Below are 19,188 nucleotides of genomic sequence, written 5' to 3'. Positions count from 1 at the left end.
TGGGCGTCAGGCGGCACGTGGAATAAGCGGCCTTTTAAGAGGGCGGCGTAGTCAAGGAAGCCGAGGCTTATGAGTGTTTCATGCAGTGGAACGATGCGGGCTGCGGATTCTGTTTTGAGTGTGCGTCCGGCTTCTGCATCTTCGCGGATCGTAATGCAATCTATGCCGTCGATCTGCGTTACATCGCTGCTGTCGAGCCAAATCAATTCGCTCTGCCGCGCGCCGCTGTAGAGGGCAAGCAGCGGCAGCCAGAATTTTGCCGCTGCCATAGGATTTTTGAAATCTGGCTGCGTGAACGTCGCGTCAGTGAAAAGGCGGCGAAGCTCGTCGGTTGTGAATGCGCGGCGCTTGGGCGCTCGGCTTTTTGATTTAATGCCTGCGAAGCTGAGGCCGGCTGCCGGGTTCACGATTTCAATCACACCATCCGCGATGGCGGCGTCGATGAAGCCCTTAAAAAATTGCATCATCTTTTTGACGGTCGCAACCGCACGGCCATCGGCGATAAGTGCGTCGCGGAACTCTGCGACCTGCCTTTTACTGATCTGCGCGATCTCGCTGTCGCCGTGAGCTGTAAGCCAAAGGTCGAGAACATAGCGCGCCTCGTGATCAGTGCGCTTGCGCAAGGAGTCGCCACGCTTGGTCAGCCAGCGAGCGTGGCCGTCTGAAATCGTCGGCTGCATCGCCCGCGCCGCTCGCTGCTCGATGTGCGGCGGCACCGGCTCGTTCCAAGCCCGCGCTTCGTCTGCGAGGCTGAGTTCGCCCAAAGCGCGGTCGATTGCATCCTGCCATTGCCGCCACTGGCGAGAGCCAGGGCGGATTTTGAGGCCCATCGCGCGCGCTGCTTCTTCGGCCTGGGCCTGACGCCACGGTGCTGGGCCGGGATCGTAAAAAGCTGGCTGCCGCGTGTCAGCCGGCGGTGGCTCCTCGGCGGCGGCCTCGGCGTCGAAATCGTCGGCCGGCAAGGCAGCGGAAGCGGCCGGCAGGCGGGTGGTTTCGATGGCTGCTGCGGTCAGCTTGCCATGCAGCCAACGGCCGGCGAGGCGGTCGTAATCGTCGCCAGCGGCGGGCCGGCTGCGCGCTGCTGCTATCAGGCCGTCAGCCCAGCGCTGAGCGGCAGCGAAGCGCTCAATCGCTGTCGCGAGGTCGCGCGTGTCGAGGCTGCGCTTAAGCTCGCGCATGCCGATGACTTCAAGAAGATCGGTCGGAACTCTGCGCCGGTAGACATAAGTTCCGGCAGCGTTCTTAGTCAGGTTTTTCATGTCCACAAGCATAAAGTGTACCTTCCGGTGTACCAAGAGGCTTGGAAACGCCGGAAAAATGCTTGTTTTCAGCCGAAATCTGCAAGTTTGGTGAGCCCGCCGGGATTCGAACCCGGGACCTCTCGATTAAAAGTCGCTTGCTCTACCAGCTGAGCTACGGGCTCACGGAGGTCTTGGAGGGCCTCGTCCGAGGCGCGGCGACCATAGGTCGATGAGCCTGCCCCGTCAACCAGCCGTCGCCAGGGAAATGTCGCTTTCCCGAAGCGCGATCCGCAGGCTAACCGCCTGAGCGATCTGGAAGAATGCCCCGCTGCCAAAGCCGCAGAAGGATGCTGCCGGCCTCTATATAGGCGTCAATCGGGCCGAGCTGGGCCAGCCAGTCGTATGTGAAGGTATGGCGGTGGCCCTCGCGCCGTTCCACACTCGGCATGACAGTGACCTCCGGCAGGCTCCGCTTCAACAGCGGCGCCAGCCGCGGCGTGCATTCTACGATCAGACCGGCACAGAGCCGTTGCAGGGCTGCCAGATCGCGGGCGAAGCGGATCTGATCACCAATGCCCTGCTCGGCGACGACCAGAAGGGTGCGACCGGAAAGATCTTCGCCTTGCCAGCGCGGAACGGTAAGCCGGTGCCGCACAATCTCGCGCGCTGCACTGGGGCGCAGGCGGTACTCATAGTCGTGCAGGCCCGGATCCCATATCTCGAGGCTGAGCAGGATCGTCGCCCGCGCCATGCGGACAGTCTGGTTTTCCGGATCCAGAGCGACGGCTTTGTCCAGCCACGCCCTGGCGCGATCGACCTGACGGTCGCGGAAAGCGGCCTCGGCAGCGGCAATCAGCGCCTCAGGCCAATCCGGCCGTAGCGCCAAAGCCGCCTCCAGCTCAGCCAGTCCCGCAGGCGCATCCCCGGTTTGCAGCAGAAGGCTGCCCAGGCGATGGCGCGCCTGGGCCTCGCCGGGCGCTTCGCTGGCCCATCGGCGTGCCAAGGCCAGGGCGGCGTCGAGAAAGCCAGCCGCTGCCATGGCGGCCAGGCGGTTGTTGGTGAAATCCCGGTCAGCCGGCTGCAGCCGCAATCCGGTTTCCGCCGCCGACCAGGCTTCGGCGGGCCGGCCGGCGCGCAGACAGAGCGTCGCGAGGCTGCGGAGCAGGCCGGGGTCGGTTGGGGCGAGCCGCGAGGCTGCGGCGAAGCGCAAGATCGCCCCCTCCATGTCGTTAGCCGCGAGGGCAGCTAGGGCGGATTGGACAAGCGGAGCAATGGGCTGGGAGGCGGTCATGGTCTCTGGCGTCAGCTTGGTCTGGGATTTACATTGCCGCAATGGTCGCAGGTTATTTGCACGCCGATCCGGGCCAATCGGAGCAGCAGCGCCGGCAGCTCAGGGACAGGGCCGCGGGAAGGCCCATCATCGGCCTTGCCTGGCGCAGCGCCAACGCTGAGTACGGTGAATATAAATCATTGCAGTTGAAGGATTTTCTGCCGCTGTTGCGGCAAAACGCCTTCTGGGTCGACCTGCAATACGGCGATACTGTCGCCGAACGGGCGGATCTGTTGCATGTCGCTCCTGATGTGCAGTTCTGGCACGACCCTGAGATCGATCCTCTGCTGGACATCGATGCCGCCGCTTCCCAGGTGGCAGCCCTGGACCTGGTCATTACCAGCAGCAATACGACCGCCCATCTGGCCGGGGGGCTGGGCGTGCCGACATGGCTGCTGCTGCCCGCGCCGGGCTACGGCTTGCTATGGTACTGGTTCGTCGAGCCGACCGATTCCATCTTCTACCCGGCGGTACGCTGCTTCCGGCAGGCCAGGGCAGGAGACTGGCAGGCGGTGATTTCTGAACTGGAGCAGGCTTTTAGAGGCTGGACGCAATCCCATATCCATTTTTAAACCACGGCAGGCCTGTCATTTCTTCGCAGTTGCGAGATAATGGCGGTAGTTGGAGGTCATACAGCAATGCCCGTGTTCTATGTTGAAGGCGGTATTTTCAAGGACTTGTCAGACCCAGCGCCGATCGCCGGAACCGAAGAGCGCTATGGGCCTTTTAAGACCGAGGCGGAAGCGGACAAGATCTGGCGCGCCCGGATGGCCGACAAGATCGACATTTGCAATCACCGGCTCCGGGTCATCCCCCGCGAAGAATAGCCGGCAGGGGGTAAGCCCGCGCTTTCCTTGTTGCTAAGCGCCCTGCCTGCCGGGATGATTTCCAGAAGGCCGATCCGATTCGGGTGCAACGGAGGTGGCCGGGAGCAAGGAAGGCGATGATAGACCCCTATGCCGCCGCCAGGCTGATCGCCAATCGCGGCGATCTCAAGCGCAAGGCCGTCAACTTCAGGCGTGGCCAGGACGTGCGCCTGACGTCGGAGTTGCGCGGCAAGATCGAGAAGGTCATCGTCGAAAACCAGGCCGATTTCGAAACCGCGGCCCTTGGCATGCTCGGCGATCTCAAGGATGCTTGGAATTCCGCCGCCTTCAATTCGATAGGGCGGGCGCGCTATTACGAATGGATCCACGATTTGGCATTGGAACTGAAAGGCCAGGGCAGCCTGTTCGGCTATCCGCTGGTGACGCTCTACGCCGATACGCTGAGGAACCTGACCGCAAGCCTGACACAGCCTTCATCACGCCTGCATGCGATCATCGGGCTGAATATCGATGCGCTCGGCATCATCATTCGCCGCCGCATCACGGGTCCTGGCAGCACGTTGGAGCGGCGCGTCGCCGAGGCATTGCGCGAGGCCTATGTGAAGATGCGCCTGCGGACACCGGCCGCAGCCAATGCGGAGCAGAAGGTGGCTGCCGCAGTCCGTCAGCTTGATGGCAAGCGTTCAGTGGAGGCGCCGGAACTGAAAGGCACTGCGCGTCAATGGCCTGGCGGTGTGCGGTTGCCAGCCAGTTGAGTGTGTGGAGTTCGTTCATGGCATCGTCGGATGACCGCAGCAATGCCAATCAACCGCCGGAAGGCTATAATTGGCGTCCTCAGGCGATTAAGCCGATCCCCGCGGTTGAGGTGATCGCGGACGCCATCAAGAAGGCGGATACCAGCTATTTCTTCGAGAATTACACCAAGCAGGCGAATGCCGTGATCGCCGCGTTGAAACAGCACGGCTATGTGGTCGTGCCGTATTATCCCACCGTCGAGATGGTGAAGGCGGCGATGGACGAATTGCAGTACGGCCAGAACAAATTCACCAATGTGGTGATGCCTATGTATCTGGCGATGATGAAATCGGCTCCCAAGCCCAAATAGGACGGAGAACGTATTATTAACCGCTGTCTGGTATTGAGCCGATTCTGCGATAGAATGGCCGGGGCATCTGGGGAATAGGGCAGAGCATGAGCCGGGAAAAGCTGGTCGCTTTCCTGCGTGTCGCGGGACCGGAGCGCACCGCCGCGATCATGAAGCGGTTGCCGCCACAAGAGGCGCTGGCAATCCAGCAGGCACTGGATCAGACCCCTGCATTACCGGCCGAAAAGGTCGACCAGGCGGCCGATGCCGCTGCCACCTTCGTAGCCGCCGTGTCGCATAAGCGGTGAAAGTTTCCGCCATCGTTGGCATATCATTGCTGGCCTTGACCTTCGCGGTCTGGCCGCATCGCCTCCTGGCACAGGATGGGCTTGGGCCGGGGCGCAGGCCGCCGCAGCCGAAAATCTGCATGAACGACGCCGAATTGGAAGCGGAAGCGGTGGTGCGCGCTGGCATCGTGCTTCGTGCCTATGCGCGCCAATGCGCCCGTTACGGCATCGACGGCAGCATCCTGCCGAAATGGGGCGCCTTTGACGCGGCCAATGCCGCCAGTCTGCAGAACGCCGTGCGGCTCAGGAATGAGGCTTATGCCCGCAACTATCCGGACGATCCCTATGCCGGTCAAAGGGTGATCGACAATACCCTGGCGTCGCGCGGCCTGGGCCGACCCAGCCCGGAGGAATGTCTCGCGGCTGCCGATGTGGTAGGCAAGCTCAAGACTTGGAACGATTTCCTTGCCCATGCTCGGCTGACGGAGCTCGGCCAGGTCAAAACGCAGGTCAAGGCCTGCAAACCGAAGCGTGGTGCGGCGCCCTGATCACCCGTTCGGCGGAACGACGATGATTCTGTTGTTCTCCAGCATCACGCTGCCGGCCCGGAATACCGGTGCGCCGTAAGGATCCATCTGACCAATCACCCGAATACGGTCGCCGGCCTTCACCTCGGTCAATTCCCGCCAGGTCGGCCCCAGGTTGACGACCATGGACGCGTTACCATCGTTCAGCACAAGGGTCGTCGGCTGCGGCGAGGCGACGATGCCTTGGATCGTAACCGCCCGGCCGCGCGGTATCTCCGCGATCGGCACCAGTGGCGGCAGATCGAAATTCAAAGTGCGATTGCGTGGCGCGGCCGCAGCCTTTTTCGTTGGGGCGCTCTTCTTCTCGGCTGCGGGTTTGGCGGCAGGGGCCGGCGTTGCAGCAGGCGGAACGATCGGCTGGCTTTCCGGCTGTTTGGCACGCGGATCCGGCTGCGCTTCCGTTTGCTTCTGCTGTTGCTGCTGTTGCTGTTGAGCGTGGGATGCCGTGTTCGGCAGCGTCAACGCCGCCAGACAGGCCACGCCGATTGCGATTGCGGATTTCAAATGCATCGGCCCCCATCGACCTCCATGCAAACGCCGGTGATGAAATTGGCTTCGTCGGAGGCAAGATACAATGCCGCATTGGCGATGTCCTGCGGCGTGCTGAAGCGGCCAATCGGAATGGTGCTGATGAATTTCGCCTTCATCTCGTCGGTTTCCTCGCCGCCCATGAATTCTTTCAGCATGGGCGTCAGTCCGGCGACGGGATTGAGGGCGTTGACGCGGATCTGCTCGGGCGCGAGTTCCACCGCCATCGCCTTGGTCAGGGTAATCACCGCGCCCTTGCTGCCGTTGTACCAGACCAGGCCTGGCCGCGGCCGCACGCCGGCGGTGGAGGCGATATTGACGATAGTGCCGCCGCCGCGTTTGCGCATTTCCGGCACGGCATGGATCGCCGAAAGATAGATGCTCTTGACATTGACGGCGAAGAGGCGATCGAAGGCGGCTTCGTCAACCTCCAACATGGGGCGGTTACGCTGCGGCATCCCGGCGTTGTTGACCATGATATCGAGGCCGCCATAGGTGCCGACAGCGGCCTGCACCAGCGCTTTCATCTGGGAGGAATTGCTGACATCGGCTGTAACGGCTGCTGCCTTGCCGCCGGCCTTGGCGATCTCTCCGGCGACCCGTTCGGCGGCGCCCTGGTCAAGGTCGCCGATAACAACGGCCGCGCCCTCGGCGGCGAATCGTCTGGCTATGCCCTCGCCGAAGCCAGATCCGCCGCCGGTCACGATGGCCACCTTGTTCGCCAGACGCATATTATCCTCCCTTTCCGCGGATCTTGCCGGATGCGATCCCGCACTGTAGCGGGGCTGTATTCCGGTGCAAGTAATTAGCAAGATTAACAAATTCTGACGGGTGCGACACCGTAGCAGGTCTGATACACAACTAGCCGCTTGTGAATGCCATGCCGGGCGGATATGAGAGGCCGCCGGGCTCATGCCCTCGGGTACGGATTACGCCAATGAGCGATGTTACCACCCTGGCAGAGACTGCCGTGTCTGCCGGGACCGATCTTCCCCCAGAATTGTCGGTCGTCATTCCCGTTCACAACGAGGCAGCCAATATCGGCGCCTTGCTGGACGAGGTCTGCGCGGCGCTGCGTGGGCGGATCAGCTTCGAGATCGTTGTCGTGGATGATTGTTCCAGCGACCAGACGCCGGCAATCCTGCGGCAATGCCGGGCGGCAATGCCGGAACTGCGGCCGGTGCGCCATCGGCGCAATGCCGGCCAGTCGATGGCCGTTCTCTCGGGCGTGAGGGCAGCCAGGGGGCCGGTGATCGTCACCCTGGATGGCGACGGCCAGAATGATCCGGCCGATATTCCGGCGCTGTGGCAGGTGCTGCAATCCGCTCCGGATGGCGGTGCCGGCCTGCTCCTGGCCGGCCATCGCGTGAAGCGGCGGGACAGTGCCATCAAGCGGCTGTCGTCCCGGATCGCCAATGGCGTCCGCTCCCGGCTTCTGGGGGATTCGACGCCGGATACCGGCTGCGGGGTGAAGATGCTGCACCGCGAATTCTTCCTGCGCCTGCCGGCGTTCGATCATATGCATCGCTTCCTTCCGGCGCTGGTGCTGCGAATGGGCGGCACGGTACGCTCGGTGCCGGTCAACCACAGGCCGCGCGGCGGCGGAAGTTCCCATTACGGGACATGGGGCCGTTTGCGGGTCGGGCTGGTCGATCTGCTTGGCGTCATGTGGCTGAAGCGCCGCTGGCGTGATTGCGGCGGCATCGAGCCGCTCTGACAGGACTTATGCGATGATTGCGCAGCTTTTTGCCGAGTATTGGGACCGGCTCGAGGGTAGCCTTAATCTATGGGCCGTCATCGGCTTCCTGGGGCAGGGGGTATTCGCCTCGCGCTTCGTCGTGCAATGGCTCCATGCCGAGCGGAAGAAGCGCAGCGAGATACCGCTCCTTTTCTGGTATATCAGCATTGCCGGCGGCGTCATCACGCTGTTCTACGCCATCCATATCGCGGATGTCGTTTTCATCATCGGCCAGGCGAGCGGCTTGTTCGTCTATATGCGGAATCTGCACCTCATTTATCGCGCGCGCCGCGCGCCGACCGGATTTGGCGTATGAACCTGCAACGTATTGAAGGCCGCACCGCGGCGATTGTCACCGCTATCTTCTGGATCGTCATCATTGGGGCTGGCCTCTATGCGCGCCCGCTACTGCCGATCGATGAGACGCGCTACGTCACCGTCGCCTGGGAAATGCATGTTGCCGATCACTGGTTGGTGCCGATCCTCAATGGCGAGGCCTACAGCCATAAGCCGCCGATGCTCTTCTGGCTCATCCGGCTGGGATGGATGCTCTTCGGCGTCAGTGAAACCTGGGCGCGGCTGGTGGCGCCGCTATTCGGCCTGGGAGCGCTCGGTCTGACTGCCTGGCTGGGCCGGATGCTGTGGCCGGGGGAGGCAGGACGGCAGGCAGGCAACGTCGCGCCGCTGCTGTTGATCGCCGGGGCTTGGTGGATGCTGTTTTCCACCATGACCTTCTTCGATCTGATGGTGGCTTTCTGCGCGCTGCTGGGCTGGATCGGCCTGGTGCAGGGACTGCATTACGGCCGTCTCTGGCGCGGGGCTGTGCTGACCGGCATTGCCATCGGCCTGGGCGTTCTGACCAAGGGGCCGGTCATCCTGGTTTATATCCTGCCGCCGGCCTTGTTCGCGCCACTCTGGGCGAAACCCGATCCGCGGCCGCGATGGCTGCTCTGGTATGCCGGCGTGTTTCTGTCGATCGCCATCGGAGCGGCCATCGGCCTTGCCTGGGCGTTGCCCGCCGCCAAGGCCGGCGGCCCTGCCTATGAGCAGGCGATCCTGTGGGGCCAGACCGCCGGCCGCGTCGAACACAGCTTTGCCCATCGCCGGCCGTTCTGGTGGTATCTGCCGCTGCTGCCGCTCTTGCTGTTCCCCTGGTCGCTGTGGCTGCCGTCCTGGCGGAGCCTGCGTCTATGGAACAAGCCGGCGGAACCCGGCCTGCGCTTCGGCCTGATCGTCGCCGCCGTCGGGCTGATCGTTTTCTCCGCCATCAGCGGCAAGCAGCCGCATTACCTGCTGCCGCTCGCGCCGGCGCTGATGCTGGTGGTGGCGCGCAGCCTGACGGCGGAATGGGCAGTACCGCCGCGGCGGCGCGATGCTATCTTGGTGGCGATCGTCATCCTTGCATTGGCGGCTGGCGTTCTCGGGTTTTCCATCGTGCTGGGCCTGATGCCGAAGCTGGCTCAGAAGGTGCAATTGCCGAACTGGGAGTTCGCGACGACAGCGGAAATCGCCATCGTGTTGCTGATCGCCGCAATGCTTTCGATTTGGCTTGCCGGCCGGCAGAAACTGTCGGCGGCGCTGGCCAGCATGATGGTGCCGTCGCTTGCGGTGTATCTCGCCGTTCACCTGATCGGCTTTCCCCCGGCGCGCGCGGCCTATGATCTGGCGCCCGGTGCGAAATTCATCGCGCATGGCCAGCAGGAGGGGCGCCCGATCGCTTATCTGGGCGACTATGCCGGCGAGTTTCAGTTCCTCGGCCGCCTGAAGCAGCCCCTCCGGGAAATTTCAAGCGAAGAGGCCGCTGCCTGGCTGGAAGCGCATCCCAACGGCTGGATCGTCAGCCGCTATTACCAGAGCCAGCTCGCTACTGCGCCCAAGCCCATCTATATGCAGCCCTCCCGCGGCCGGATTATGGTAATCTGGGACGCGGCGGCGATCAGGGACGATCCGACTTTCTTCAGCCGACGATAGCAAAGGGGCGGCGGCATGTTGTTTCCAGGATTCGAGCAGAAACGCATTGCCGGAGAAGGCGCCGAGATCAACCTCAGGATCGGCGGCAAGGGGCCCTCGCTTCTGTTGCTGCACGGCTATCCGCAGACCCATGCCATGTGGCACCGCATCGCACCGCGGCTGGCGGAAGATTTCACTGTCATCTGCGCCGATCTGCGCGGCTACGGCGATTCCAGCAAGCCGGCTACCCTGCCCGATCACGCCAGCTACGCGAAGCGCGCCACCGCCGCCGACATGGTCGCGGTCATGCAGGCGCTGGGCTTCGCGCGCTTTTGCCTCGCGGGTCATGATCGCGGCGGCCGCGTCGCGCATCGCCTGGCGCTGGACCATCCGCAAGCCGTCGAGAAGCTGGCAGTGCTCGACATCATCCCGACCCGCACCTTGTTCGAGACGGTCAATCAGCAGGTCGCCACCGGCTATTATCATTGGTTCTTCCTGGCCCAGCCCTACGACATGCCCGAGCGCCTGATCGGCGCCGATCCCGAATATTACCTGCGCCGCAAGACCGGCCAGTGGTCGGGTGCCGGTTTCCAGTTCGACCCACAGGCCTGGGCCGAGTATGTCCGCTGCTTCAGCAGGCCGGAAACCATCCATGCCTCCTGCGAGGATTACCGCGCCGCCGCCGGCATCGACCTCGAGCATGACCGCGCCGATGACGCGAAGCGGATCGAGTGCCCGCTGCTGGTCCTCTGGGGCGAGAAGGGGCTGATGCACAAGGCCTATGACGTGCTGGCCACCTGGAAGGACAAGACCAGGGCGGCATTGCAGGGCCATGCCGTGCCCAGCGGCCATTTCCTGCCCGAAGAGGCGCCGGAGGAAACCTATCAGGCGCTGCGCCGTTTTTTCATCAGTTAATCAGACGAGGCCTATGTGACTTCGCCGCCGCCCGACCATTCTCCCGACAGCACCGAAACGCCGCCGATCATTCTGCCGCCGCCGCGGCCGAGCCTGTTTACGCGCCTGCGCAACTATTTCCTGGCCGGCATCATCGTCACCGCGCCGATCGGGCTGACGATCTATCTGGTCGTCATCACCATCGAGGCGATCGACCGCAATGTGCAGAACCTGATCCCGGCGGGTTACGAGCCGCAGCGTTTCATCCCCTATCATCTGCCCTACGGCATCCCCGGCCTGGGCATGCTGGTGGCGGTGGTGCTGCTGACCCTGATCGGTTTCCTGGCGACCAACTTCCTCGGCCGGACCTTGCTGCGGTTGGGCGAGGGGCTGGTGGCGCGGATGCCGGTCGTGCGCGGCATTTATGGCGCCCTGAAGCAGATTTTCGAAACGGTCTTCAGCCAGTCCGGGCAATCCTTCCGCCAGGTCGCCCTGGTGCCCTGGCCCTCGGCCGGCTCCTGGACCATCGCTTTCGTCACCAATTACGTGCAGGGCGAAGTAGGGGCGGCGCTGGGCGAGGATCTTGTCACCGTCTACGTGCCGACGACACCGAACCCGACCGGCGGCTACATGACCTATTATCGCCGCCGCGACATCACCATATTGTCGATGAGCGTCGACGAAGCTATGAAGCTGATTATCTCCTGCGGCGTGATCGTGCCGCCGGAGAAGACGGCGCGCCGCAGCGCCGCGGGAGGAAACAATGGCCAGCACAAACCCGGCGACGGAGGCAACGGCGGCTTTACGCCATGATGGACTCGAAGGGCTTCGGCTCGGCCGTTTTGCCGGGCTGAGCGAGGCCGAGCGGCGCAATATCGCGGCCTCGTTCGATCTGCGCGCGCTGGACCGCGAGTTCCTCGACGATCCTTACCCGACCTATCACCTGCTGCGGGAATACGAGCCGATCCGCAAGATGCCGGATGGCAGCTATTTCCTGACCCGCTACGACGATCTGCAGGAAATCTATCGCGACAACAAGCGCTTCAGTTCGGACAAGAAGACCGAGTTCAAGCCGAAATTCGGTGATGGCACGCCGCTCTATCGCCACCATACGACCAGCCTGGTTTTCAACGATCCGCCGCTGCATACGCGGGTGCGGCGGCTGCTGGCGCCGGCCTTCACGCCGCGGGCCCTGAAGCTGCTGGAAACCCGCTTCGTCGCCCTGGTCGACCGGCTGCTGGACCGGGCGGCGCAGCAGGGCGGCATGGACGTGATCACCGACTACGCCGCCGCGCTGCCGGTGGAGATCATCGGCGACATGCTGGCAGTGCCGAGCGAAGACCGCCATCTGTTGCGCGACTGGTCGCTGGCCATCCTGGGCGCGCTCGAGCCGGTGCTAACGCCGGAACGCGCCGAAGCCGGCAACCGCGCGACGGTGGAATTCGAGGCTTATCTGGACCGCCATATCAACGCCTGGCGCGGCCAAAAGCCACATGAGGGCTATGGCGACGTGCTGACCGCGCTGATCCGCGGCGAGCATGGCGAAAGCCTGAGCGCCGAGGAACTGACCCAGAACTGCATCTTCCTGCTCAATGCCGGCCACGAGACGACGACCAACCTGATCGGCAATGGCATCGCCGCGCTGATCGACTGGCCGGATCAGCGCCGCCGGCTGACCGACGATCCCGGACTGATCCGCAGCGCGGTCGAGGAATTCCTCCGCTTCGAGAGCTCGAACCAGCTCGGCAACCGCCGCGTGGTGGAGGAGGTGACGCTGGCCGGCGTCACCTTCGCGCCGGGCACGCTGATCACGCTCTGCATCGGCGCCGCCAATCGCGATCCGGCGCAGTTCCCCGATCCCGACTGCCTCGACCTCGGCCGCCAGCCCAACCGGCATCTGGCTTTCGGCGCCGGCATCCATGCCTGCGCCGGCATGTCGCTGGCCCGGCTGGAGGGGCAGATCGCCATCAGCCGGCTGCTGGCGCGTTTTCCCGATTTCCGCCGCAGCGGCGATTTTGTCCGCGGCGGCCGGGCGCGTTTCCGGGGTTTCCTGAGCTATCCGGTCAGCTTCGCCTGATCCGGACCGGTTCGAAGCCTGTTCAGCGCGTTTGATGGGAGCCAAAGGAGGTCGATTGGCGGCCAATCGGGGCCTCCAGAACCATCATTTCTAAATCCGCAGGGCTGGCGAAAGGCCGCTCTGAGGGTGCACTCCACGCTCCCTCTGGCCTGCCCGCTGCCGCCACGCTAAATTTTGGCCATGGCAAAAATGGCAAGCCGCTTCTACGTAACCGGCCTGGTCCAAGGGGTCGGATTCCGCTACTGGACGTCCGGGCGGGCGCAGCATCATGGCCTGACCGGCTGGGTGCGCAACCGCCGCGATGGCCGGGTCGAGGTGCTGGTCTTTGGCGAAAAGGAAAAGCTCGACCTGCTGGAACGGGAGCTGGCGGAGGGGCCGCCGGGCGCCATGGTCCAGAGCGTCGAGCCGGCGCCCGTCACCCCGGAAGAGGCCGAGCTGACGGCGCGTGCCACCGGTTTCGAGCAGACTCCAACCGTTTGATTATAAATCCGCTATAACATCATGGCTGAAAAGAAGAAAATGCAGCTGACCCTCGGGCAATGGGCGGTCTGCTACGCCGGCTCGCTCGGATTTGGCGGATTGGCCTGGTGGGCGACCAAGAATCCTTGGATTGGTATCGGCGTTCTTGTCGTATTTACAGCTGTTTACGTCTTCTATTTGGCAGGGAAGGCCAATCAGGAGGAGGCGGGCAAGACACCCCCGGAAGGCCTGTCCCGGCAGCAGCGGCGGGCGCTTGCGCGCAAGCGGAAATAAGCGGTTAGGCCGTTGCGGCGCAGGCTGGCGTGCCGAGCCGGTCGAGTAAGGCCGCCTCGACGGTGTCGCGCAGCACCAGATCGACCTCGGGCATGCTGACCAGATGGCCCAGATCGACCAGCGAGGTAACGCCGAAGGGCTCGGTTTCGGTGGCCTTGATGCCGCAGGCGACGATGCCGTCATAGTGGCTCAGTTCGGGCTCCACATTCAGGCTCAGGCCGTGGAAGGTGATCCAGTGGCGCACCCGCACCCCGATTGCGGCGATCTTGTCCTCGCGGCCTGGCCCCTGGCTGGCGCTGCGGTCGACCCAGACGCCGACCCGGCCGTCGCGGATCTCGCCCTTGATGTTGAAGCGGGCCAGGGCGGCGATTACCCAATCCTCCATCCGGCAGACGAAGGCGCGGACATCCCGTCCGCGCCGGCCGAGATCGAGCATGAGGTAGACCACCCGCTGGCCGGGCCCGTGATAGGTGTATTGCCCGCCACGGCCGGTTTGGTAGACGGGAAAGCGGGGATTCAGCAGGTCGGCCGCCTTGGCCGAGGTGCCGGCGGTATAGAGCGGCGGGTGCTGCAGCAGCCAGATGGCCTCGCGGGCTTCCCCGGCGCGGATGGCCGCGACCCGCTCCTCCATCGCGGCAACGGCCGCCGGATAGGGCACGAACTCGTCGCTGATCGCCCATTCGACCGGGCCGGCCGGCGTGTCGATGATCTCGGAGGCGGCGGGAATTATGGCCATTTCGGATACCGGAACCTTAACCCTGTGCTAACCTGACCAGGCTTACTTAGCGGCAGTAACGGCCGGAAGGAAGGTGCGGCATGGCCAGCAATACGGCAGTCAATGACGTTTCGGTGGAAATCTCGGTGGTCCTGGGCAAGGCGACCATGCCGATCCACCAGGTGCTGAAGGTCGGCCGCGGCGCCGTCATCGAGCTGGACGCCAGTGTCGACGACCATGCCTGGATCTTCGCCAACAACAAGCTGATCGCCCGGGGCGAAATCGTCATTTCGGGCGAAAAGGTCGCGATTTCGATCACCGATACCATGTCGGACGAATAGGCGGGGTGCAGCCTTGAACCGGGCGGCGGGATTTGCTATTTCCCCGCGTCGCCCGAAAATGCGGTCGTGGCGGAATTGGTAGACGCGCAGCGTTGAGGTCGCTGTGGCCGAAAGGCCGTGAAAGTTCGAGTCTTTTCGACCGCACCATTAAACCCATTTGGGTTGTAATTTCCGGCTCGCCTCCAGATTTTATTTTTATTTCGGTTTTCCGAGGCTCCTAACGCGGGCCGGTTTTTTGCATACTGCCAGTCTGTCCTAGACGATTCCGATCAGACTGAGCCAGAAAGAAAAAGATGACTTCCGACCTGGACCGCGCGGCGCTGGAATACCACCGGCTGCCGAAGCCGGGCAAACTCGAAATTACTCCGACCAAACCGCTTGCCACCCAACGCGACCTGGCGCTGGCCTACAGCCCCGGTGTCGCCGCTGCCTGTCATGCCATCGTGGCGGACGCCAACCAGGCCGCCGAGATGACCGGCCGCGGCAACCTGATCGGGGTCATCTCCAACGGCACGGCCGTCCTTGGCCTGGGCAATATCGGGCCGCTCGCCTCCAAGCCGGTGATGGAAGGCAAGGCGGTGCTGTTCAAGAAATTCGCCGGCGTCGATGTCTTCGATATCGAGATCAACGAAACCGATCCGGCGAAGCTGGTCGAGATCATCGCGGCGCTGGAGCCGACCTTCGGCGGCATCAATCTCGAGGATATCAAGTCGCCGGAATGCTTCGTGGTCGAGCGCGCCCTGCGCCAGAGGATGAAGATCCCGGTCTTCCATGACGATCAGCACGGCACGGCGATCACCGTGGCGGCGGCAATCCTCAACGGCCTGCGCGTGGTCGGCAAGAAGATCGGCGATGTGCGCCTGGTTGCCTCCGGCGCCGGCGCCGCCGCGCTCGCCTGCCTCGATTTGCTGGTCGAGCTGGGGGTGAAGAAGGAGAATATCGTCGTCACCGATATCGTCGGCGTGGTCTACGAGGGCCGCACCGAGCAGATGGATGAATTCAAGGCGCGCTACGCGCGGCCGACCAATCACCGCAGCTTGGCCGATGCCATCGTCGGCGCGGATGTCTTCCTCGGCCTGTCCGCCGGCGGCGTGCTGAAGCCGGAGATGGTCGAGAAAATGGGGCCGAAGCCGCTCATCCTCGCTCTGGCCAATCCGACGCCCGAGATCCTGCCGGAAGTCGCCAAGAAGGCGCGGCCCGACGTCGTGATCGCCACCGGCCGGTCGGACTATCCGAACCAGGTCAACAACGTCCTGTGCTTCCCCTTCCTGTTCCGTGGCGCGCTGGATGTCGGCGCAACGACGATCAACACGGCGATGGAACTGGCAGCGGTGCGGGCGATCGCCGATCTTGCGATGGCCGAGATTTCCGACATCGTGGCGCGCGCCTATGGCGCCGACGAGCAGCTTAGTTTCGGCCCGGAATATTTCATCCCAAAACCGTTCGATCCGCGGCTGATTCTGCATATCGCGCCGGCGGTGGCCAAGGCGGCGATGGAGAGCGGAGTCGCGACGCGGCCGATCGCCGATCTGGAAGCCTACCGCCAGAGCCTGGAGCGGTTCGTCTACCGCACCGGCTTCGTCATGCGCCCGACATTCGAGCGCGCCAAGCGCCGGCCAATGCGGTTGATCTATGCCGAGGGCGAGGACGAGCGGGTATTGCGTGCGGCGCAGATCGTCATCGACGAGAAGCTGGCGCAGCCGATCCTGATCGGCCGCCGGGCCGTGGTGGAGACGCGGATTGAGCGCCTGGGCTTACGCATGAAGATCGGCGGGAATGTCGAACTGATCGATCCGGAGCGCGATGATCGCTACCATGAATACTGGAACGGCTATCGTTCGCTGATGAAGCGCAAGGGCGTGGCGCCGGACGACGCCCGCATCATCATCCGCACGAATACCACGGTGATCGCGGCTATGGCGGTCTATCGCGGCGAGGTGGATGCCATGCTCTGCGGCGCCATCGGCCAGTTCGAGCAGCATCTGCCCCATATCATGGACGTGATCGGCCTGCGGCCCGGCGCGCAATTGCCCGCCGCCATGCAGCTTCTGGTGCTGCCGCAGGGCATGTTGTTCATCGCCGACAGCAACGTGAATTTCGATCCCAGCGCCGACGAGATCGCGGCGATCGGACGGTTGGCGGCAGAAGAGGTGCGGCGCTTCGGCCTGGTGCCGAAGATCGCCTTGCTGTCGCATTCCAATTTCGGCAGCGCGCCGACGACTTCCTCGCGCAAGATGCGCGATGCCGTGCTTAAGCTGCAGGAAATGCTGCCCGACATCGAAGTCGAAGGCGAGATGAAGGCCGATGCGGCCATGTCGGAAACCATCCGCACCAAGCTGCTGCCGGACGGCAAGCTGACGGGCAGCGCCAATCTGCTGATCATGCCCAATCTGGACGCCGCCAATATCGCTGCCAATCTGGTGCGGCAGATCGATCAGGGTTTCTTCGTCGGGCCGATCCTGATGGGCATGGCGAAATCGGCGCATATCGTTTCGCGCAATGTCACCGTGCGGGGCTTGGTCAATATGAGCGCCGTGGCGGTGGTCGATGCCCAAGATCACGCCGATGGCGTCATGGGCCAGTGGCTGAAAGCCTAGAGCGAGGTGCGATGTTTCCCGAACGGCTGACCAACGGATACAAGGCGTTTCTCGGCGGACGGTTCGCCAGCGAGCGCAGCCGCTACGAGATGCTGGCCGAAACCGGGCAGCGGCCGGAGATCATGGTGATCGGCTGCGTCGATTCACGCGTCTCGCCGGAAGTCATCTTCGATGCGGCACCGGGTGAGCTGCTGGTGGTGCGCAACGTCGCCAACATCGTGCCGCCGTACGAGCCGGACCGCGATTCCCAGCACGGCACCTCCGCCGCGCTGGAATTCGGCGTGCAGGCGCTCAGGGTCAAGCATATCGTCGTGCTCGGCCATGCCTTCTGCGGCGGCATCCGCGCCTTCGCTGACGAGCAGGAGCCGTTGTCGCCCGGCGATTTCATCGGGCGCTGGATGTCGCAGATCGCGCCGGCCGCCGAGCAGCTCGGCGCGCGCGGACCGGATGATTTCCTGTATCTGCGCCGTCTGGAGCTTGCCGCCGTCGAACTCAGCCTGCGCAACCTTCTGACTTTTCCTTGCGTGCGCATCCTGGTCGAACGCGGCAAGCTGGAATTGCACGGCGCCTATTTCGGCGTCGCCACCGGCCAGATGCTGGTGCGCAATCCCGCAACCGGCCATTTCGAGCCGGTGGCCGGCAGCGGCCCGGACTGGCTGGCCCGGCTGGGCTGAGAATCAATGGCCGATTATGGGCAGCGAAGAATCGCTGTCCCAGTCGTGCCCGGCGGCAAAGTCACGCAGTTGCCGGACGGCAGGCGCGGCATCGTCGCGCCAGATGAGGCCGACGCGGTGGGTGTCGCGTAATTCCGGCAGCGTCAGCGTCGCCAGCCCGTCGCCGGCCAGCCAATGCGGCAGGATCGCCATGCCGACGCCGGCTTTCACCAGGGCCAGCAGGCCGAGGTCGCTTTCCACCCGGCCGATGATGCGCGGCCGGACATTCAACGAGGCAAACAGCCGCTCGGCCGCCGGCATGATCTCGGCCTGCGGCCGGATCACGAAGGGCTGGTCCTGAAGATCGGCAATGCGCGCGGCGCTGCGATGCGCCAGCGGGTGCATCGGCGGCGCGCCGAGCAGATAGCGCTGGCGGAAAAGCGGCAGAGCGGCGTCGCCCGAGCTGTCCTCCAGGAACAGCAGGGCGGCATCGATGCGGCCCAGCTGCAGGCGGCGGCTCAGGGCCGCCGCCGGCGCTTCAAGAATCTCGAGCGCTATGTCGGGATGGGCGGCGATGAAGCTGCCGAGCAGGGCGGTCAGGCCATGCTGCGGCAGGCCGGGGATGTAGCCGAGCCGCAAACGCAACGGCGCCGGTCTGGCCTGACGCAATTCGCGCCGGGCGGCGGTCCATTCCTGCAGCAGCAGCCGGGCGCGGGGCAGAAAGCGCGCCCCCGCCGGAGTGAGCTGGGCACCGCGGCTGCGTTCGAACAACGAGGCGCCCAGCGCTTCCTCCAGCCGCTTGATGCCGGCCGACAGCGTCGGCTGGGTGACGTTGGCGCGTTCGGCGCCCCGGGTGAAGCTGCCGGTCTCCACCACGGCCATGAAATAGCGGATCAGGGTCAGGTTCATGGCAATAGAGAAAGACTATTTAATCCATAAAGACAATTGATTTCCTCTATGTCGTTTTTCGGGCTAGGGCTGGATCCGGCCAACACCGCCTTTCCGGCGGATTTCGCGAATTGCGGCGGCTTTCAAGTCAAAGCCGATTGCATCCCAGGAGGTGGTGACATGAACGCGGTGACCGGTTTTCAGCCGCAGGATGCCGGTTTCGAGGCGAGGGTGCGCGACAGCTTCGCCCGCCAGCCGGCCATGGAACTGATCGGCGCCAGGCTTGCCACGGTGGCGCCCGGTCTGTGCGAGATCAGCCTGCCCAAGAAACCGGAGATCACCCAGCAGCACGGCTTCGTGCATGGCGGCGTGGTCGGCATGATCGCCGACAGCGCCGCCGGTTACGCCGCCTTCAGCCTGTTTCCCGCCAATTCCACCGTCCTGACCGTGGAGTACAAGCTCAACCTGCTGGCGCCCGCCGATGCCGATCTGCTGCTGGCGTGCGGCCGGGTCACCCGCCATGGCCGCACGCTCACCGTCTGCACGCTGGACGTCTTCGCCCACCGGGGCGGCAAGGTGACGCCCTGCGCCACCGGACTGGCCACGATGATGTGTCTGCTGGGACGCGCCGACGCACCCCGCTGATGCTGCATCCCTGCATCTGATTCGCTAATATCCCGCAACCTGATTCCGCGAGG

General features: G+C 64.0%; 24 protein-coding genes and 2 tRNA genes. 19 read left to right on the top strand and 7 right to left on the bottom strand.

Going from position 1 to position 19,188, the window contains the following annotated elements:
- From VF194_RS01965 to VF194_RS01955, 3 genes are all read right to left on the bottom strand, one after another.
- On the bottom strand, window positions 1-1,271 hold a 1,271-nt coding region (locus VF194_RS01965; RefSeq protein WP_330887487.1), incomplete at its 3' end, for a DUF6538 domain-containing protein.
- Between the two features lie 76 nt (window positions 1,272-1,347).
- A tRNA-Lys gene (locus tag VF194_RS01960) sits at window positions 1,348-1,423 on the bottom strand.
- A 113-nt stretch (window positions 1,424-1,536) separates the two neighbouring features.
- Window positions 1,537-2,466, bottom strand: coding sequence for a tetratricopeptide repeat protein (locus VF194_RS01955; protein ID WP_330887485.1), 930 nt, complete (start codon window positions 2,464-2,466; stop codon window positions 1,537-1,539).
- 107 nt (window positions 2,467-2,573) lie between these two features.
- Here VF194_RS01955 and VF194_RS01950 point away from each other — a divergent pair, with 107 nt between their 5' ends.
- From VF194_RS01950 to VF194_RS01925, 6 genes are all read left to right on the top strand, one after another.
- Complete coding sequence (locus VF194_RS01950) at window positions 2,574-3,143, top strand: hypothetical protein (RefSeq protein ID WP_330887483.1); 570 nt, start codon at window positions 2,574-2,576, stop codon at window positions 3,141-3,143.
- Window positions 3,144-3,209: 66 nt separating this feature from the next.
- The gene (locus VF194_RS01945) at window positions 3,210-3,398 is read left to right on the top strand and encodes a DUF4170 domain-containing protein (protein ID WP_330887481.1); all 189 of its coding nucleotides are present in this window, start codon (window positions 3,210-3,212) and stop codon (window positions 3,396-3,398) included.
- A gap of 116 nt (window positions 3,399-3,514) precedes the next feature.
- On the top strand, window positions 3,515-4,153 hold the full coding sequence (locus VF194_RS01940) for a hypothetical protein (RefSeq protein WP_330887479.1): 639 nt from the start codon (window positions 3,515-3,517) through the stop codon (window positions 4,151-4,153).
- Between the two features lie 17 nt (window positions 4,154-4,170).
- A complete protein-coding gene (locus VF194_RS01935; RefSeq protein ID WP_330887477.1) occupies window positions 4,171-4,503 on the top strand; it encodes a hypothetical protein in 333 nt (110 codons plus the stop codon).
- An 86-nt stretch (window positions 4,504-4,589) separates the two neighbouring features.
- Complete coding sequence (locus tag VF194_RS01930; protein WP_330887475.1) at window positions 4,590-4,790, top strand: hypothetical protein; 201 nt, start codon at window positions 4,590-4,592, stop codon at window positions 4,788-4,790.
- 119 nt (window positions 4,791-4,909) lie between these two features.
- On the top strand, window positions 4,910-5,317 hold the full coding sequence (locus VF194_RS01925; protein ID WP_330887472.1) for a hypothetical protein: 408 nt from the start codon (window positions 4,910-4,912) through the stop codon (window positions 5,315-5,317).
- Here the strand turns inward: VF194_RS01925 and VF194_RS01920 are convergent, their stop codons facing one another.
- Both VF194_RS01920 and VF194_RS01915 read right to left on the bottom strand, forming a co-directional pair.
- Window positions 5,318-5,866 (bottom strand): hypothetical protein, encoded by a 549-nt coding sequence (locus VF194_RS01920; RefSeq protein ID WP_330887470.1) that lies wholly within the window; start codon window positions 5,864-5,866, stop codon window positions 5,318-5,320.
- A complete protein-coding gene (locus VF194_RS01915) occupies window positions 5,857-6,615 on the bottom strand; it encodes a glucose 1-dehydrogenase (RefSeq protein WP_330887468.1) in 759 nt (252 codons plus the stop codon). Before VF194_RS01915 ends, VF194_RS01920 begins: the two co-directional genes overlap by 10 nt.
- Before the next feature lie 206 nt (window positions 6,616-6,821).
- On the opposite strand from VF194_RS01915, the gene VF194_RS01910 reads away from it, so the two are divergent.
- The 8 genes from VF194_RS01910 to VF194_RS01875 all read left to right on the top strand — a co-directional run bounded on the left by VF194_RS01910 (window position 6,822) and on the right by VF194_RS01875 (window position 13,296).
- Window positions 6,822-7,601 carry a glycosyltransferase family 2 protein gene (locus tag VF194_RS01910; protein ID WP_330887466.1) on the top strand — a complete coding sequence of 260 codons (780 nt, stop codon included), beginning with the start codon at window positions 6,822-6,824 and terminating at the stop codon, window positions 7,599-7,601.
- A 13-nt stretch (window positions 7,602-7,614) separates the two neighbouring features.
- A complete protein-coding gene (locus VF194_RS01905; protein WP_330887464.1) occupies window positions 7,615-7,938 on the top strand; it encodes a lipid-A-disaccharide synthase N-terminal domain-containing protein in 324 nt (107 codons plus the stop codon).
- Complete coding sequence (locus VF194_RS01900; protein WP_330887462.1) at window positions 7,935-9,593, top strand: ArnT family glycosyltransferase; 1,659 nt, start codon at window positions 7,935-7,937, stop codon at window positions 9,591-9,593. The genes VF194_RS01905 and VF194_RS01900 overlap by 4 nt, the downstream gene beginning before the upstream one ends.
- A gap of 15 nt (window positions 9,594-9,608) precedes the next feature.
- A complete protein-coding gene (locus tag VF194_RS01895; RefSeq protein WP_330887460.1) occupies window positions 9,609-10,487 on the top strand; it encodes an alpha/beta hydrolase in 879 nt (292 codons plus the stop codon).
- Window positions 10,488-10,502: 15 nt separating this feature from the next.
- Window positions 10,503-11,279, top strand: coding sequence for a DUF502 domain-containing protein (locus tag VF194_RS01890; RefSeq protein ID WP_330887459.1), 777 nt, complete (start codon window positions 10,503-10,505; stop codon window positions 11,277-11,279).
- Window positions 11,230-12,543: a cytochrome P450 gene (locus VF194_RS01885; RefSeq protein ID WP_330887457.1), complete on the top strand. Its 1,314-nt coding sequence runs from the start codon at window positions 11,230-11,232 to the stop codon at window positions 12,541-12,543. Before VF194_RS01890 ends, VF194_RS01885 begins: the two co-directional genes overlap by 50 nt.
- Before the next feature lie 180 nt (window positions 12,544-12,723).
- Entirely contained in the window at window positions 12,724-13,023 is a 300-nt protein-coding gene (locus VF194_RS01880; protein ID WP_330887455.1) for an acylphosphatase, read from the top strand.
- Between the two features lie 21 nt (window positions 13,024-13,044).
- Window positions 13,045-13,296: a hypothetical protein gene (locus VF194_RS01875; RefSeq protein WP_330887453.1), complete on the top strand. Its 252-nt coding sequence runs from the start codon at window positions 13,045-13,047 to the stop codon at window positions 13,294-13,296.
- A gap of 4 nt (window positions 13,297-13,300) precedes the next feature.
- Here VF194_RS01875 and lipB read toward each other — a convergent pair whose 3' ends face one another.
- Window positions 13,301-14,032: a lipoyl(octanoyl) transferase LipB gene (lipB, locus tag VF194_RS01870; protein WP_330887450.1), complete on the bottom strand. Its 732-nt coding sequence runs from the start codon at window positions 14,030-14,032 to the stop codon at window positions 13,301-13,303.
- An 80-nt stretch (window positions 14,033-14,112) separates the two neighbouring features.
- Between lipB and VF194_RS01865 the strand changes: the two genes are divergently transcribed.
- From VF194_RS01865 to VF194_RS01850, 4 genes are all read left to right on the top strand, one after another.
- On the top strand, window positions 14,113-14,352 hold the full coding sequence (locus tag VF194_RS01865) for a FliM/FliN family flagellar motor switch protein (protein ID WP_330887448.1): 240 nt from the start codon (window positions 14,113-14,115) through the stop codon (window positions 14,350-14,352).
- A gap of 60 nt (window positions 14,353-14,412) precedes the next feature.
- Window positions 14,413-14,499, top strand: a tRNA-Leu gene (locus VF194_RS01860).
- A 146-nt stretch (window positions 14,500-14,645) separates the two neighbouring features.
- Entirely contained in the window at window positions 14,646-16,949 is a 2,304-nt protein-coding gene (locus tag VF194_RS01855; protein ID WP_330887446.1) for an NADP-dependent malic enzyme, read from the top strand.
- An 11-nt stretch (window positions 16,950-16,960) separates the two neighbouring features.
- Window positions 16,961-17,623 carry a carbonic anhydrase gene (locus tag VF194_RS01850; RefSeq protein ID WP_330887444.1) on the top strand — a complete coding sequence of 221 codons (663 nt, stop codon included), beginning with the start codon at window positions 16,961-16,963 and terminating at the stop codon, window positions 17,621-17,623.
- 3 nt (window positions 17,624-17,626) lie between these two features.
- Here VF194_RS01850 and VF194_RS01845 read toward each other — a convergent pair whose 3' ends face one another.
- Window positions 17,627-18,511, bottom strand: a complete 885-nt coding sequence (locus VF194_RS01845) for a LysR family transcriptional regulator (protein WP_330887442.1) — start codon at window positions 18,509-18,511, stop codon at window positions 17,627-17,629.
- A gap of 159 nt (window positions 18,512-18,670) precedes the next feature.
- Between VF194_RS01845 and VF194_RS01840 the strand changes: the two genes are divergently transcribed.
- Complete coding sequence (locus tag VF194_RS01840; RefSeq protein ID WP_330887440.1) at window positions 18,671-19,135, top strand: PaaI family thioesterase; 465 nt, start codon at window positions 18,671-18,673, stop codon at window positions 19,133-19,135.
- Window positions 19,136-19,188 lie beyond the last annotated feature (53 nt).

Origin of the sequence: Ferrovibrio sp. (assembly GCF_036381655.1) — a bacterium.
GTDB lineage: Bacteria > Pseudomonadota > Alphaproteobacteria > Ferrovibrionales > Ferrovibrionaceae > Ferrovibrio.
Note: the sequence above shows the minus strand (reverse complement) of the source record. Positions and strands in the feature narration are given on the sequence as shown.